This window comes from Nostoc sp., from assembly GCF_036917465.1.
GTDB lineage: Bacteria > Cyanobacteriota > Cyanobacteriia > Cyanobacteriales > Nostocaceae > Nostoc.
Window position 1 is genome coordinate 21,220 of the sequence record NZ_JBALDL010000047.1, and the last position, 13,754, is coordinate 34,973.

A 13,754-nucleotide genomic window follows, 5' to 3' on the forward strand; every position below is an offset into this window, starting at 1 on the left:
ATTTTGGCTCGAATATGGAGCATAGGCGTAGCCCGTCGTAGACATTGCGTCAGTCTTTTACAAGATTTAGTCAGCAGCAGTTATACTTCTATGTTGTATCTTGCACCATTCTCAATAACCGTAGGGGAGCCAGTGAGGTTGTTATGAGTCAGATTGAACGAGTTGCGATCGTCGGAGGAAACCACGGTAATGAGTTAACAGGAGTACATTTAGTTAAAAGATTTCAGCAGTATCCAAATTTAATTAATAGATCGAGTTTTGAGACTCTGGCATTACTTGGTAATCTTAAAGCTATTGAAGAAGGTAAACGATACATTGACAAAGATTTAAACCGTTGCTTCACTAATCAAAGCTTACAAAATCTTCAACTTTCAAGTTATGAAGATACGCGAGCCAGAGAAATCCAACAGATACTCCAACCGCAAAATCAGCCCTTTGTGGACGTAATTGTAGATTTGCATAGCACAACTGCCAACATGGGATTAAGCCTAATTTTTTGTGATCTGCATCCTTTCTTACTTCGGTTAGGCGCTTATTTGACTTCAATAAATCCGATGGTAAAGATTTTTGTGAATCCACAATCTAAAGAAGGTGGTTTTCTCCGTTCTTTATGCGAATTGGGTTTTGTGATAGAAGTTGGTGCTGTAGCTCAAAATACTTTAAATGCTGAATTATTTCAGAAAACAGAGCAACTTATTTATGCAATCTTAGACTATTTTGAAGGGTGCAATCAAGGTAATATTCCCCAGACAAACAGCAAGCTTACACTCTATCAATATATTGAGACGGTCGATTATCCTAGAAGCGATTGCAAAAATATTCAAGCCATGATTCACCCTCAACTTCAGTTTAGGGATTATGAACCTCTCAATCCAGGCGATCCAATATTTTTGACTTTTGAAGGAAAAGAGATTTTCTATGAGGGAGCGTCTACAGTTTATCCTATTTTTATTAATGAAGCCGCTTACTACGAGAAAGGAATTGCAATGTATCTCACTCAAAAGCAACAAGAGGCAGTTTAATAGAAATTTTCCCCTTGAATGCATAGGATTACCGCCAATTTTTTTGAATAATTGAATGCGAGGTATATTCCGATGAGGGTGTGTAACTAGCTGTAAGCCCTCACTATGTGTTGCTATAATTTTTACCAATCAGTTGCTTTAGTATCATCCCAGACTTCTAACTCCAATTCTTGAAGATAGGTGAGGGCACTCTTAATTTGTGCATCTGTTCCTTTTAATTCCAGGTCAAACCAACCATCACCGACGGCATTTGCTCCCAAAATTGCTGCGGTAATATTCACAGTCAGTCCATAGTCAGACACCAGGCGAGAAATTACAGGTTCCTGGTGATAGTCCTTGGGAATTCTTAATCGAATCCTTTTATTGATAAGTGTATTGTCACTAGCCATAATTATCACCATCAAGGGGATTAGAGATTGTTGAAGGCAGAGGGAACAGGGAGAACATGGAAGAATATTCTCCCATGCCCAATGAATGCCCAAAACTTAACTATTCAACATCTTTAATGCTGGTTTTGCGTTCTAAAATCTCTTTCAGCACTAAGGTTACTACTGCTAGCAACGCTAAAAGTACAGCAGCAGAAAAAGCAGCTTCGGTTTCATACTGTTTGTAAGCATCTTCTACAAACAGTGGTAAGCTCTGGGTTTGGTCAGCAATGTTGCCAGATACCACTGAAACTGCGCCGAATTCACCCATTGCTCTGGCGTTGGTCAAAATTAAACCGTAGAGTAAGCCCCAACGGATGCTAGGTAAGGTGACACGCCAAAATATCTGCCAATCTTTTGCACCGAGAGTTCTAGCAGCTTCTTCTTGATCTTTACCAAATTCCTCTAAAACGGGAATTACTTCCCGTGCCACAAAGGGCATACTCACGAAGGCTGTAGCTAGCACCATACCTGGAAAGGCAAAGACAATTTTGATATCGTGTGCTTGGAGCCAAGGGCCAAACCAGCCATTGCGTCCGTAAAGTAGCACAATCATCAATCCTGCAACTACAGGTGAGATGGAAAAGGGTAGGTCGATAATGCTTAAAACTATGGCGCGTCCTGGAAATTTATGACGAGCGATCGCCCACGCTGCACATAGTCCAAATACTGTATTCAAAGGTAGAGAAATTACAGCCAATAATAGTGTTAACCAAGCTGCATGGAGAAAAGCCGGTCGCGTCAGGTTGGATAGAAATGGCCCAACTCCCTTGCTAAAGGCTTGGATAAAAACGTTGATTGCAGGGATGTATTGAACTAGGGCTAAATAAGCGATCGCTATCCCAATTAAAACTATTGGCACCCAACTCTTCTGTTCTTTCGGCTTCGCCGGATGTGTATCAGATGCAGATGAGTGAAAACTTGGCTTATCTAGTGTCATATCGCCTTGCCCATGCTTGTAAGAAATTAATTGCCAATAGCAGTACCAACGAAATTGATAGTAAAACTATACCAATTACTGTTGCACCAGAGTAGTCATACTGCTCTAACCGTTGGAAAATCAGCACAGGTGCGATTAAATCTTTATAGGGTGTATTGGAAGAGATAATTACAGTTGACCCATACTCTCCAACTGCACGGGAGAAACCCAAGGCAACACCAGTTAAAATTGTGGGAAATAAAGGTGGCAAAATTACTTTCCAAAAGGTCTGCCATTGAGAAGCACCCAGACACCAAGCGGCTTCTTCAATTTCATGTTCCATTTCCTGAAGCACGGGTTGCACAGTTCTCACAATAAAAGGTAGTGAGATAAATATCATTGCCACTGCTACTCCCGTGCGGGTAAAGGATACCTTAATTCCCAGTGGTGCTAGTAGGGAACCAATCCAGCCATTATCACTGTAAACTGTTGCTAAAGTTAGCCCTGCTACCGATGTTGGTAGGGCAAAGGGTAAATCTACTGTGGCATCAATCAAGCGTTTTAAGGGAAAGTCGTAGCGAACCAGAACCCAAGCAATTAGAGTTCCAAATACGCCATTGAGTAAGGCAGCAAATATTGCTGTAAAAAAAGTTACGTTGTATGTTGCTAATGCAATATCACTGGTTGCGATCGCCCAAAATCTCGCCGGAGGTTCTGTACTCGCTTTCAAGAACATGGCAGTTATGGGGATAAACAACATCACCGTCAGGTATCCAATGGTGATTCGCCAAGTCCAGGGAACCCGCCCCAATTTCTTCCAGAACGGTGTTTTGCGTTCAATTTCCACAGAAGTCCCTACAGTCGTCACGTCGCTTCGCTCCGAATTCAAAATTCAAAATAAGTTTTTTGGTATTATTCGTAATTCGTAATTATTACTCCACAACAGTTCGCGGAGTGTGCCGTAAGCAAGGAAGTTAGTCTGTCCTTCAATTACGAATTACAAATTACGAATTATTTTGACTAATTACTTTTTCTTGGCTTGAATCTGGTCAAAAATAGCTCCATCGGCGAAGAACTTCTTATTGATTCCATCCCAACCACCGAAGTCTGCAACTGTACCCAGAGTTTTCACCTTGGGAAATTTGTCTGCAACTTCCTTACTTAGAGTCAAGGTATCATCTACTGGTCGGAATCCCAATTTTGCAAACTCCTGTTGAGCCTCTGGAGTATATAGATATTTGACAAAACCTTCGGCAACTTCACGTGTGCCGTGCTTATCAACATTTTTATCTACTACTGCGATGGGATTATCGATGGATATATTGACATCTGGTATAATTGCAGTTAACTTTTCACCCTTTTGTTCTGCCAAGATAATCTCATTTTCATAGTTAATCAAGGCATCACCTTGACCCTGCTTGAAAAAGGCATCAGTAGCTTCACGGGCATCTTTAGTCAGCAAAGGCACGTTTTTGTAGACTTTGGTGACAAACTCAGTTGCTTTAGCATCATCTCCACCAGTTTTAATCACTGAATTCCAAAGAGCTAAGAAATTCCAGCGAGCAACCCCTGATGTTTTCGGATCGGCTGTAATTAGTTTTATCCCGTCTTTAGATAAATCTTGCCAGGTCTTAATGCCTTTAGGATTTCCTGGACGTGTTACCAATGCTGCTACCGATTTGGAGACAATACCATTGTTGGGAACTTCTTTCTCCCATCCTGGCTGAATCAATCCAGCTTTCTCAATCTTTGAGGTGTCTCCAGCTAGTGCCAAGTGGACAACATCTGCTTCTAAACCATCAATAACGGCGCGAGTTTGAGAACCAGATCCGCCATAGCTTTGTTTGAAGACGACAGTTTGGTTATGATCTTTTTTCCACTGTTCTACAAATTTAGGAATAATTGCTTCGTGAGCCGCTTTGGTGACAGCAAAGGAAACCAGAGTTAGTTCAACATTATCTTTGGTTGCAGCCACAGGAGTAGCACTAGGGGTTTCAGAGGAAGAATTATTCGCTGTTCCACCGGAGCAGGCGGCAAGCGCCACACTCAACACAGTCCCTACTAAAAAGAGTGATACAAAGCTTTTGAGCGAATTTAGTCTGAACCGATATGTTCTACGTTCAGCGTAGATGCGATCGCCTTTGGCGTTGCCGTAGGCTAGCAGCTTGTCGTAAGACATCGCTTGTAATCTTTTCAGTGCGCGTTGCCACAAACTCATTCTATTTCCTCCGCTAAATCTACAGTTATTTGATGGGAATACAGTTATATTATCTTTATAATACTATATGATTTGATACATCTAGTTGCAAACACTGAAAAACCTCATATTCTTTATCAAGAACATGGTGATTCTACCAGTTCTGTGAGGAATTACAAATACTTTTATTTTCAAATATCAAATTGCAATCGCAATCAACTACCGAATATAAGCTGTCGCGCATTTAATTTGCACAACTAGGGCGGGCAAGATGCCCACCCCACAAGAGATTCATTTTTTTGAAGATGCAAATTAAAAGATTTTTAGTTTATCAAGCAACTTGCTAGGTAATTGAGAATTGAGTATTAACTATTCTCTCTTTATCATTTGAAATAGTTGTGAGAGCCTTTACATATTTTTGCTCCGATTTATCCGAGTAAAAATAAAACTTTTTAGGATAAAAAATAAAACCCATTTAGAAACTATCTAAATGGGAAATTTTCTGTTAATTTTTGAATTCGCCCACAGGTTCGCATTCTTAAGTAAATGCATATTTGAGGGGTAACCCATCCTGAAAAACTAGTAATTCTCCTGATTGGATTGGTGTCCAAACTTCGTTGTCAGTAAGAGGTGTGGTAGCAATAACAGCAACGCGATCGCGTTCGGTAGTCACTTCCCGAAAATCTACAGTCATGTCTTGATCGATCAAATGGGCAGCTGCAAAGGGCGCTTGGCGGACAATGTAGCTGAGGTTGGTTGAACAATAAGCAAAAAAGTATTCACCATTTGATAACAAGTAATTAAATATACCTAGCTTTGCAATTGCATCACTAATTTGTTTTAGTACAGGGTACAGTTCCTTGATGTCAGGCTTACCATCAAGAAAGCGCGATCGCAATGTTTCTAGGATCATACAGAATGCTTTTTCGCTATCAGTGTCACCTACGGCTTGATAAAAGCCCAAATTTTCGGGATCAAAATTTGGCAAATTACCGTTGTGGGCAAATACCCAATATTGACCCCATAATTCTCTACGGAAAGGATGACAGTTGTGTAGGGCAACTTCACCCTGAGTAGCTTTGCGGATATGGGCTATGACATGGGTTGAGTGGATAGGATAACTCCGCACCAACTCCGCTACCGGAGAAGCAATAGAAGGCTGGGCATCTAAAAACATCCGACATCCCTTCCCTTCAAAGAAAGCAATGCCCCAACCATCGCTATGATCGTCCGTTTTTCCTCCCCGTGCAGAAAACCCTTCAAAAGAAAAGCAAATATCTGTTGGAACATTGCAATTCATTCCGAGCAATTGACACATGGATGTTGTAGCTCTCAATTTTTGACTAAGTTCTCAGAATCAAGATACTTCAGAATGCTGTATTGATTCTGGAGCGATCGCTTCAATCTTAGAATTTAGGGCTGAGATATTCCAAATTATCCGCAACAATAAAGAGCCTACTTCTAGTTGGCAACATGACACTATGCCAAAAGATGGTAGTAACGGATATCTGGTGCAGCACTCACTAAACCTTCGAGTTTAGCTGCTACCGCTTGGAAATGGGGTGAATCTAGATGAGTATTCAAGGCTTCATGAGAAGTCCACTCCTCTACAAAAGTAAAGTCTGTTGGTTCGTCTTGGTTTTGCAAAAGTTTATACGCGATCGCACCTGCTTCCTGACGGCTTGGCTCAATGAGTTCCAACAGTACGGCTTTTAGTTCTTCTACTTTGTTAGGCAAAGCAGTAATACGGGCAACAACGCGAATAGTTTGGTTAGTCATTTGTCATTTGTCATTTGTCATGGGGCATTGGATATGCTTATTTTCTATGTCCCCTACTGTATTATTAAGATTTATTAACACATTACGAATTATCTAAAACATCTGCTTTAAATATTGCTCGTAGCCTAGTTGTTCTAGTTTTGCTTGCTTGGCAATTACTGATTTGCATAAAGTTTGGCGATATTGTTGCACTTTTTCTAGCAATTCTGGTTGCTGAGTTGCGAGGATTTGTACTGCTAAAAGTCCGGCATTTTTGGCATTACCGATCGCCACTGTTGCTACGGGAATACCTGCGGGCATTTGTAAAATAGAATATAAAGAATCCACGCCTTGTAAATTCCGGGTGGCTATAGGAACACCTATAACAGGAAGTGGTGTTAAAGACGCTACCATTCCCGGCAGATGGGCAGCACCACCGGCACCGGCAATAATTACCTTAATACCACGTTGGTGTGCAAGTTGAGCATATTGCACCATGCGTTCTGGGGTACGATGAGCAGAAACGATCGCTACTTCACTCTCAACGCCAAATTCCTCACAAATTGCGATCGCGTCTTTCATGGTGGGCAAATCAGAATCGCTGCCCATGATAATACCAACTAGGAGAGTCATAATAATTCAAAATTTAAAATTCAAGATTCAAAATTATTTGAGTTAGCTTATGGAAGCTAGGTTATGCCGATTTATCATCTCATTGATTGATGTTGGTTGCATCTAAAATCAGATTTATCTTTCTTCTAGTTCAGTGTGATGACCCAAGTAATACAAAATCCTGTAGATATTATCAATGCTAGAGTGCCTGGTTACAAAGATTTGCAGATGCTCTTGGTTAATGAAGAAGGCATAATTGAGCAAATCTTGCCGATGGGTACAGTAGAAGCACGCAGCCGTGCATCCATCATAAATGTTGCAGGCGACTGGATTTCATTGGGTGGCGTTGATTTGCAAATTAACGGTGCTTTGGGTTTGGCATTTCCTGATTTGACGGCTGAAAATGCTCATAAACTCCAGAAAATCTCACAATTTTTGTGGGATGTCGGGGTAGATGGATTTTTACCAACACTTGTGACAACTTCAGTAGAAAACATTCAGCGATCGCTTGCTATTATTGCTGAAGTTCTTCCCAATCAATCAGCAGGTGCAAAGATTCTGGGAGTACATCTAGAAGGGCCATTTTTGAATTTTCAAAAGCGCGGCGCACATCCAGCAGAGTATCTCTTACCCCTGACAATGGATTGGGTAAAGCAGGTTTTGGGTGATTATGCCCATGTTGTGAAAGTCATCACCTTAGCACCGGAGTTAGATTTCACTGGCGAAGTAATTCCATATTTGTGTTCTCTGGGAATCATTGTCAGTTTAGGGCATTCTCAGGCAACATCTGCCCAAGGGCAGCGTGCCTTTAAACAAGGTGCAACGATGGTAACTCATGCTTTCAACGCTATGCCAGCATTACATCACCGAGAACCAGGATTATTAGGGGCAGCAATTACCCATCCTGATGTAATGTGTGGTTTTATTGCTGATGGTGAACACGTTTCGCCCATGATGCTGCAAATTTTACTTCGCGCTAGCTATCAAGAAAAAGGGCTGTTCCTTGTCAGCGATGCCCTTTCTCCTTTGGGGCTACCCGATGGCGTGTATCCTTGGGATAGTCGAGAAATTGAAGTTAAAAACGGTACGGCACGACTAGCAGATGGCACTTTGTCGGGGACGACTTTACCCTTGTTGGTGGGAGTGCAGAATTTGGTGAAGTGGGGAATTTGTGATGTAGAAAGTGCGATCGCTTTAGCTACTAATGCACCTAGAAAAGCGATTGGTTTACCAGGAATTGTTAAGAATCAATCCGCTAACTTATTACGCTGGCATTGGGATGAGACTACAAAAGCATTAACTTGGGAACGTGCGATCGCAGCAGATTTGGTATATTTTAAGTAATCCATATCAGATTAACTTTGTCTCCCTTCATCCCCACACGTACTATAAATTCATGTCCATCATCAGCAAAACTCAACTTCCACAAATAGGTTTGAGTTTCTCCTTGTTTGAGATGACCGAAATAAGTAGTTGTATAACCCTCAGACATGCGTGGAATTAGCGGGGAGCTAACTTGGTCAAATATTTCTTTGGTAATATCTCTTCTGTACTCTAAATCACCTACCGTAAGAAAAAGTTCGTAATTTACCGCAGCAGTAGCATCCAAAATAGTCTGCAAACAATTAATCACGTTTTCAGGGGGATTTGTCGAATTCATATATCATCCTCGTATGTCTAATGTGACTGAGAGTTCAGGCGTTGACTAACAATATAAAAACACGATACTTGATTTATTTAAATTATCGAACTTTAGAGATAGCACCATCGTTTATTAACGGGGTAATCTTGTTTAAAATCCTTTAAGCTACTGGCTTTCACATCTGTTACTCTTGTTTAGTGTAGAACAAGAATCTCCCACCACAGTGTAGCTTGGTGGGAGAATGTCAATAAACTATGCAGGGTTAGGTTGAGTTCGGCTTTGCAGTAGTTGGATAATTGCAGTTTTTTCTAAGATTCCAACTAGAACGCCATTCTTACGAATTACGGGAAGCACAGATAGCTTTTGTTGTTCTAGTAACTGCATAACTTCTAGCAGGGGTTGATCTGATTGGACTGTGGTAGATTCGGTAATTGGTCGCATGACTTCTTTTATTTGAGTTTCTGACCACATTGCTGTTGGAACAGTTCGTAAATTATCAACTGCAATCGCACCTACTAATTGTCCATCATCATCAGTCACTAAGAACCGATGCCAGTTTTGCCCGCTTATGACTCGCTCATCGGCAAACTCTCTCAGGCTAAGATTAGCAGATACAATCGGGCTATCAATAGTTACAGCATCCTCGGCTGTCAAACCTGTAAGTTTTTCTTGCACTCTGGCAAATTGAGCCGCATTCCCAGCATTTTGCAACAAGAAGAAGCCAATCAACAAGTTCCAGAAGTTACCGAAGCTGCCAAAGAATAGTAAGGGAACTATACCTGAAAGGATTGCTACCCAACCAAAGATTTGCCCGACTCGACTCGCAAAGGTTACACCTTTATAAGGATTTCCTGTGACTTTCCAAACAATAGCTTTCAGTATATTTCCGCCATCTAAGGGTAAGCCAGGAATCAGGTTAAATAGGGCTAATGCTAAGTTAACAGAAGCGAGAACACCAAGAATTGCTGCTAACGGGCCTGATGCAGTAGTTGTAACGCCAATAGCTGTAACGATACCACATAGTAGTAAGCTTACCATTGGGCCAGCGATCGCTACCCAGAAAGCCTCACCTGGGGTTTTTGACTCTTTTTCTAAGCTAGCTAAACCGCCAAATATAAACAGTGTGATGGATTTGACATTAATACCCTGACGAATCGCAACGAAACTATGGCCTAATTCATGGGCGACGACAGAGGCAAATAACATCAGCGCTGTCATCAATCCTAGTAGCAAAGCTAACCCCGCAGACAATTGGGGAAATTGCGTCGCCAGTCCACTGCTATAGCTCCAAGTTACTAAACCCAGAACTAAAAACCATGACGGATGGATATAGAAGGGAATTCCCCAGAGATTACCAACGCGAATTGTGCCATTCATGTCGTTCACCTTTGATTTCAGCTTCGAGAGGTTTGTTTTTGTCCTGCTCGATGTTTTTATTGTAACGAAAGGTTAAGAGATTTTCATTTTGGTGATGGTAGTAGTGTCCGTCTGTAAAGGTGTGGTTATTAGTATTATTTTGACATTAGGGACTATTCCCTCTGACCTTTGCACCCTGCCTTTCAAGACCATAAACTTAGCTGATTGGGGGGATGCTCAAGATTATTCCAAGGTAAGGGTGGAACTGGTGTACCACTGTGTTCTAATAGCTGTTGGAAGTGACGCGCTATGTTAGGCGATCGCGCTTCTATTGGACAATGAACAAAGAAATAAATTCGCACTCCCGTCTGCAACCATTGCTGAATCTGCCTTACCCACTCTTCCATAAACGGCTGATTCACTGATAAATTTGGATGAGAAATAAATCGAATCACAGTAAAAGGTGCTGTCACACTCAATTGTAACGGTAATTTGGGTTTACGCCGTTCTGATTCCAACTGTGGGTCATCATCTCCAGTGTAGATGGGGCGCGAGTCTAAAAGTACCCGTCCTACACCTAGCTTTTCTAAAAGCGCCGTCAAATTACTAGCATGAGGTTCACTGAACCAGTCAGGATGACGAACTTCCAGCGCTAGGGGTGCGTCTGTGCGCGGCCAAGCTTTCAAAAAGCTGGTCAAATCGTCAAGTAATGCAGGTGTATAACTGGGTGGTAACTGAGCAAATATTGGGCCAAGACGTTTACCTAAAGGGCGCATCCCTTGCAGAAATTTTAAAGCCGATGGAATATAAGGTTGTAGCAACCCTTGATGAGTAATATCTCGCGGTAATTTTAGACAAAATTCAAAATTTGCTGGGGTTTCGGCAGCCCAACGGGTTACAGTTTCCTGGTTAGGCACGGCATAAAAGGTGGTGTTACCTTCTACAGTGGTGAAGCGATGACTGTAAAGATGGAGGAAATTGGCAGTGCGAGTACCTTGGGGATAAAGTTCGCCCACCCAACCTTTATATGCCCAAACAGCACAACCGATAAAAAAGTTCACAGTGCCTAAAAGCCTTGATGTATCATATTCAATTTTACAGGCTAGTTGTAAGAATGGATGAGGCTAGTACCGCTTTGCGTTATTCGTAATTAAGATTGCATAAGGTTTTTAGACATTCTAAATGGGTGGTTTATTTCCGCCGTGCTGTACTAGATCGGTCAGATTCCCGAATTCAAAACATTTTATAGTAACAGATTTGAAAGATTTCATACTACAAAAATCGTGAGTGTATAAGCTTCAATAGATTTTATATTGTGTTCCCGTAAAACTGACTAGGCGATCGCAATTTATGATTTAACGGCAAAGCAACGACACAGCATTACTTATGCGTGTCAACTTCGGTACTTCTACTAAAAAGGAGGCGATCGCAATTGATTATTTAACCGCAAAGCAACAGCACAGTATTACTTATGCGTGTCAACTTCGGTACTTCTACTAAAAAATCGTGTAGCACACCTGTGCTACCTTACTCTGCGTCATAGCGCAACCTCGACTATTGATAAATTGCCCCATCAGGCATAATTGCCCCAGCGAGGTTAGTACCAACTAATTTAACTAAAAGGCGCTCACCAGAACGAATCCGCGCTCCTGTCAAGTCGGCTCCTCGCAAGTCGGCTCCACTGAGATCCGCTCCAATCAAATTAGCAGCGCGTAAATTCGCCTCCCGGAGATCCGCTAAAAGGAGGTTTGCTCGAAATAAATTTGCTTCAGATAAATTCGCCCCTCTGAGGTTGACTTTGTGCATAAAAGTGTCGCTGAGATTAGCACCGCTTAAGTTTGCATAACTTAGATTTCTGCCAGATAAATCTTTGTTGCTCAAATTTGCCCGACTGTAGTCTTTACCACTCAAATCTGAGTTTTGGTTTGGTGGTGGCTGGGTTGGTTGAGATGGTGTTTGGTATTGAGGTGATGGTGAAGGTGAATTAGATGTGGTTTGATGTTTGGTTTTTAGAGAGCGCAACTTTTCACGAGCTTCATTTATGGCTTTCAGCTTGTCTTGTGCTTTCTGCTGTAAACGGAGATTTTCTTTGGGAATGCGATCGGGATGCCAAACAAAAACTAAATCTTTGTAAGCCTGGTTCACTTCCTCAAGTGTTGCTCCAGGCTCTAATTCCAAAATTCTATAGTACCGCTCCAGATCGCTCATACGATATTTTGGTGGACAATCAACTTAATTATCAGTGATGAAGCCATGTATTCGCTGCATCTTTTGTCATTTTTCATTTGTCATTTTTCATAGTTTTTCCCACTCCGTCATCTTTCCATCTCTCGATTTCTCCAGCGAGCGATCGCTCTTAAATATGCTGCAACTGGAATCTGATAAATTTCAATAACGATCCAAACAATAATTGATAAATGTGATAAGAAAGTTAATATCGTCCAAATATATGGCATCCAGGTAATCGGTTCCTTAAGATCGGCAGGAAAATAGTAAGCTACTATGCCAATTAGAGTAGTGGGAAGAATTACAAAAACTGCTGCTGCTATTCCATAACCCCAACCTAACTCTACACCTTCCAACTGGCCTTCAGTCCAACTCAACCCACTCCAACGCCAAGTTAAGGGTGGTTGCCTAGAAGGCATCTTGATTTGCTGTAGTTCTAAATTGACTGTAAAAATTTCTTGGCAAAAGTCACAAGCCATCGCTTCCATCAATGGCATGTGAGAAATCTTACCTATCCGACAGACTGGGCAGGGGTAAACTCCATAATAGTCGAAAGATTGGGCTAAGATTTTGGAACTGGGCATAATGAAACTGATAATCCTAAAAAGTTGATTTGGTCAATGAGAACTTGAGTAACAATAATCTAGGACTTACGCACTGTACAAATTAGTCATAGTATGCTTTCACCGAAATAGCTTGTTTCAGACTTTGACTAATTATATATTTACCGATAACTTAACCGTGGAGTAGAGGTTTAGCAATGCTAAACCCCTACGAGAAATATGGTTTTTCCGGGATATATATTTATTGTTTTCTGTCAATGCGTAAGTCCTATAATCTATGGCGATTCTCAATTGTCTGCAATAAGCTTTCGCAAGGTGAGATGACAAGTCAGGAGAATTACAGCAGTTTTTTTGCATAAGGATTTTGGCAAGGGTGCGATCGCTTGCGGTGCAGACGGATTAATTATTGAATGTCACCCAGAACCAGAAAAATCTGTTTCTGATGCCCGTCAAGCCCTCTCTTTGGAAGATATGGTGCATTTAGTTGATAGTTTAAAACCTGTAGCAAAAGCCGTTGGGCGTAGTATATCAGATGTCGGGGCGAGTGTATCACCTGCCCCGATTTTTCTGCTGCTTAAATTTCGATTGAGGGCGTAGTTTACCGTCGTAGGCATTGCTTCTGTTAAATGTGTGAGTCCAAATATTTATTTTGGCTGAACGGCAAACTGCGATCGCTTTTGTAAAATAAAGTCACAAAGCCCTAGTACAGACGATCCGCTCATTACAATCAGCCAAATTCACCCGATTTACGTCAACTTTTCCATTCCCCAGCGACTGCTGCCAGATATCAAAAAATACAGTGCTAATAACGGCAAGTTAGAAGTCGATGCTTTACTTCCTAAATATCTAGTGCAAATTAAATGCGGAACACCTTACACGTCGTCCCCTTGGTTTAGCAGTAGTTGGCGGATTAGTATTCTCGCAGTTTCTCACACTTTATTTAACGCCTGTTTTCTACACCTATATGGAATCTTGGCAAACCAAGTTGCAAAAACGTAACTGGCGTAAACAGCCAATATAATTTGTAATACTCG

The 13,754-nt window shown here is 41.4% G+C and carries 15 protein-coding genes and 2 pseudogenes; 4 read left to right on the top strand and 13 right to left on the bottom strand.

From position 1 onward, the window contains the following. Positions 1 to 143 precede the first annotated feature (143 nt). A complete protein-coding gene (locus tag V7K38_RS09890; protein WP_334857395.1) occupies positions 144 to 1,022 on the top strand; it encodes an aspartoacylase in 879 nt (292 codons plus the stop codon). A 122-nt stretch (positions 1,023 to 1,144) separates the two neighbouring features. On the opposite strand, the gene V7K38_RS09895 is transcribed toward V7K38_RS09890, so the two are convergent. From V7K38_RS09895 to purE, 8 genes are all read right to left on the bottom strand, one after another. Next, on the bottom strand, positions 1,145 to 1,411 hold the full coding sequence (locus V7K38_RS09895; RefSeq protein ID WP_334857396.1) for an NIL domain-containing protein: 267 nt from the start codon (positions 1,409 to 1,411) through the stop codon (positions 1,145 to 1,147). Positions 1,412 to 1,511: 100 nt separating this feature from the next. Continuing rightward, positions 1,512 to 2,387 (bottom strand): sulfate ABC transporter permease subunit CysW, encoded by an 876-nt coding sequence (cysW, locus tag V7K38_RS09900; RefSeq protein ID WP_334857398.1) that lies wholly within the window; start codon positions 2,385 to 2,387, stop codon positions 1,512 to 1,514. Continuing rightward, on the bottom strand, positions 2,374 to 3,234 hold the full coding sequence (gene cysT / locus V7K38_RS09905) for a sulfate ABC transporter permease subunit CysT (protein ID WP_442940761.1): 861 nt from the start codon (positions 3,232 to 3,234) through the stop codon (positions 2,374 to 2,376). Before cysT ends, cysW begins: the two co-directional genes overlap by 14 nt. Before the next feature lie 156 nt (positions 3,235 to 3,390). After that, positions 3,391 to 4,584, bottom strand: coding sequence for a sulfate ABC transporter substrate-binding protein (locus V7K38_RS09910; RefSeq protein WP_334857400.1), 1,194 nt, complete (start codon positions 4,582 to 4,584; stop codon positions 3,391 to 3,393). A 517-nt stretch (positions 4,585 to 5,101) separates the two neighbouring features. After that, positions 5,102 to 5,881, bottom strand: coding sequence for a class II glutamine amidotransferase (locus tag V7K38_RS09915; protein WP_334857402.1), 780 nt, complete (start codon positions 5,879 to 5,881; stop codon positions 5,102 to 5,104). Between the two features lie 39 nt (positions 5,882 to 5,920). Beyond that, complete coding sequence (locus V7K38_RS09920; protein ID WP_334857403.1) at positions 5,921 to 6,043, bottom strand: hypothetical protein; 123 nt, start codon at positions 6,041 to 6,043, stop codon at positions 5,921 to 5,923. Beyond that, the gene (locus tag V7K38_RS09925; RefSeq protein ID WP_334857404.1) at positions 6,043 to 6,342 is read right to left on the bottom strand and encodes a putative quinol monooxygenase; all 300 of its coding nucleotides are present in this window, start codon (positions 6,340 to 6,342) and stop codon (positions 6,043 to 6,045) included. The genes V7K38_RS09920 and V7K38_RS09925 overlap by 1 nt, the downstream gene beginning before the upstream one ends. A gap of 93 nt (positions 6,343 to 6,435) precedes the next feature. Beyond that, positions 6,436 to 6,954 carry a 5-(carboxyamino)imidazole ribonucleotide mutase gene (purE, locus tag V7K38_RS09930; protein ID WP_334857405.1) on the bottom strand — a complete coding sequence of 173 codons (519 nt, stop codon included), beginning with the start codon at positions 6,952 to 6,954 and terminating at the stop codon, positions 6,436 to 6,438. 138 nt (positions 6,955 to 7,092) lie between these two features. On the opposite strand from purE, the gene nagA reads away from it, so the two are divergent. Beyond that, a complete protein-coding gene (nagA, locus tag V7K38_RS09935; RefSeq protein ID WP_334857406.1) occupies positions 7,093 to 8,277 on the top strand; it encodes an N-acetylglucosamine-6-phosphate deacetylase in 1,185 nt (394 codons plus the stop codon). Here the strand turns inward: nagA and V7K38_RS09940 are convergent. The 5 genes from V7K38_RS09940 to V7K38_RS09960 form a co-directional block, all read right to left on the bottom strand. Then, positions 8,270 to 8,593, bottom strand: coding sequence for a hypothetical protein (locus V7K38_RS09940; protein ID WP_334758451.1), 324 nt, complete (start codon positions 8,591 to 8,593; stop codon positions 8,270 to 8,272). The two genes, nagA and V7K38_RS09940, sit on opposite strands and share 8 nt — an antisense overlap. A 234-nt stretch (positions 8,594 to 8,827) precedes the next feature. Beyond that, entirely contained in the window at positions 8,828 to 9,952 is a 1,125-nt protein-coding gene (locus V7K38_RS09945; RefSeq protein WP_334857407.1) for a site-2 protease family protein, read from the bottom strand. Between the two features lie 182 nt (positions 9,953 to 10,134). Then, positions 10,135 to 10,992, bottom strand: coding sequence for a DUF72 domain-containing protein (locus V7K38_RS09950; protein ID WP_334857409.1), 858 nt, complete (start codon positions 10,990 to 10,992; stop codon positions 10,135 to 10,137). Between the two features lie 493 nt (positions 10,993 to 11,485). Then, positions 11,486 to 12,139, bottom strand: coding sequence for a pentapeptide repeat-containing protein (locus V7K38_RS09955; RefSeq protein ID WP_334857410.1), 654 nt, complete (start codon positions 12,137 to 12,139; stop codon positions 11,486 to 11,488). Between the two features lie 107 nt (positions 12,140 to 12,246). Beyond that, positions 12,247 to 12,741: a hypothetical protein gene (locus V7K38_RS09960; protein WP_334857413.1), complete on the bottom strand. Its 495-nt coding sequence runs from the start codon at positions 12,739 to 12,741 to the stop codon at positions 12,247 to 12,249. Positions 12,742 to 13,089: 348 nt separating this feature from the next. Between V7K38_RS09960 and V7K38_RS09965 the strand changes: the two are divergent. Both V7K38_RS09965 and V7K38_RS09970 read left to right on the top strand, forming a co-directional pair. Next, positions 13,090 to 13,317 (top strand): annotated as a pseudogene (locus tag V7K38_RS09965) (3-deoxy-7-phosphoheptulonate synthase); the annotation flags it as partial. 292 nt (positions 13,318 to 13,609) lie between these two features. Next, positions 13,610 to 13,741, top strand: a pseudogene (locus V7K38_RS09970) (hypothetical protein); the annotation flags it as partial. Between the last annotated feature and the right edge of the window lie 13 nt (positions 13,742 to 13,754).

Bases quoted from the DNA above. Each gene is read 5' to 3' on its own strand.
- V7K38_RS09890 (WP_334857395.1), top strand. From the start codon at position 144: ATGAGTCAGATTGAACGAGTTGCGATCGTCGGAGGAAACCACGGTAAT.
- V7K38_RS09895 (WP_334857396.1), bottom strand. From the start codon at position 1,411: ATGGCTAGTGACAATACACTTATCAATAAAAGGATTCGATTAAGAATT.
- cysW (WP_334857398.1), bottom strand. From the start codon at position 2,387: ATGACACTAGATAAGCCAAGTTTTCACTCATCTGCATCTGATACACAT.
- V7K38_RS09910 (WP_334857400.1), bottom strand. From the start codon at position 4,584: ATGAGTTTGTGGCAACGCGCACTGAAAAGATTACAAGCGATGTCTTAC.
- V7K38_RS09915 (WP_334857402.1), bottom strand. From the start codon at position 5,881: ATGTGTCAATTGCTCGGAATGAATTGCAATGTTCCAACAGATATTTGC.
- V7K38_RS09925 (WP_334857404.1), bottom strand. From the start codon at position 6,342: ATGACTAACCAAACTATTCGCGTTGTTGCCCGTATTACTGCTTTGCCT.
- purE (WP_334857405.1), bottom strand. From the start codon at position 6,954: ATGACTCTCCTAGTTGGTATTATCATGGGCAGCGATTCTGATTTGCCC.
- nagA (WP_334857406.1), top strand. From the start codon at position 7,093: ATGACCCAAGTAATACAAAATCCTGTAGATATTATCAATGCTAGAGTG.
- V7K38_RS09940 (WP_334758451.1), bottom strand. From the start codon at position 8,593: ATGAATTCGACAAATCCCCCTGAAAACGTGATTAATTGTTTGCAGACT.
- V7K38_RS09945 (WP_334857407.1), bottom strand. From the start codon at position 9,952: ATGAATGGCACAATTCGCGTTGGTAATCTCTGGGGAATTCCCTTCTAT.
- V7K38_RS09955 (WP_334857410.1), bottom strand. From the start codon at position 12,139: ATGAGCGATCTGGAGCGGTACTATAGAATTTTGGAATTAGAGCCTGGA.
- V7K38_RS09960 (WP_334857413.1), bottom strand. From the start codon at position 12,741: ATGCCCAGTTCCAAAATCTTAGCCCAATCTTTCGACTATTATGGAGTT.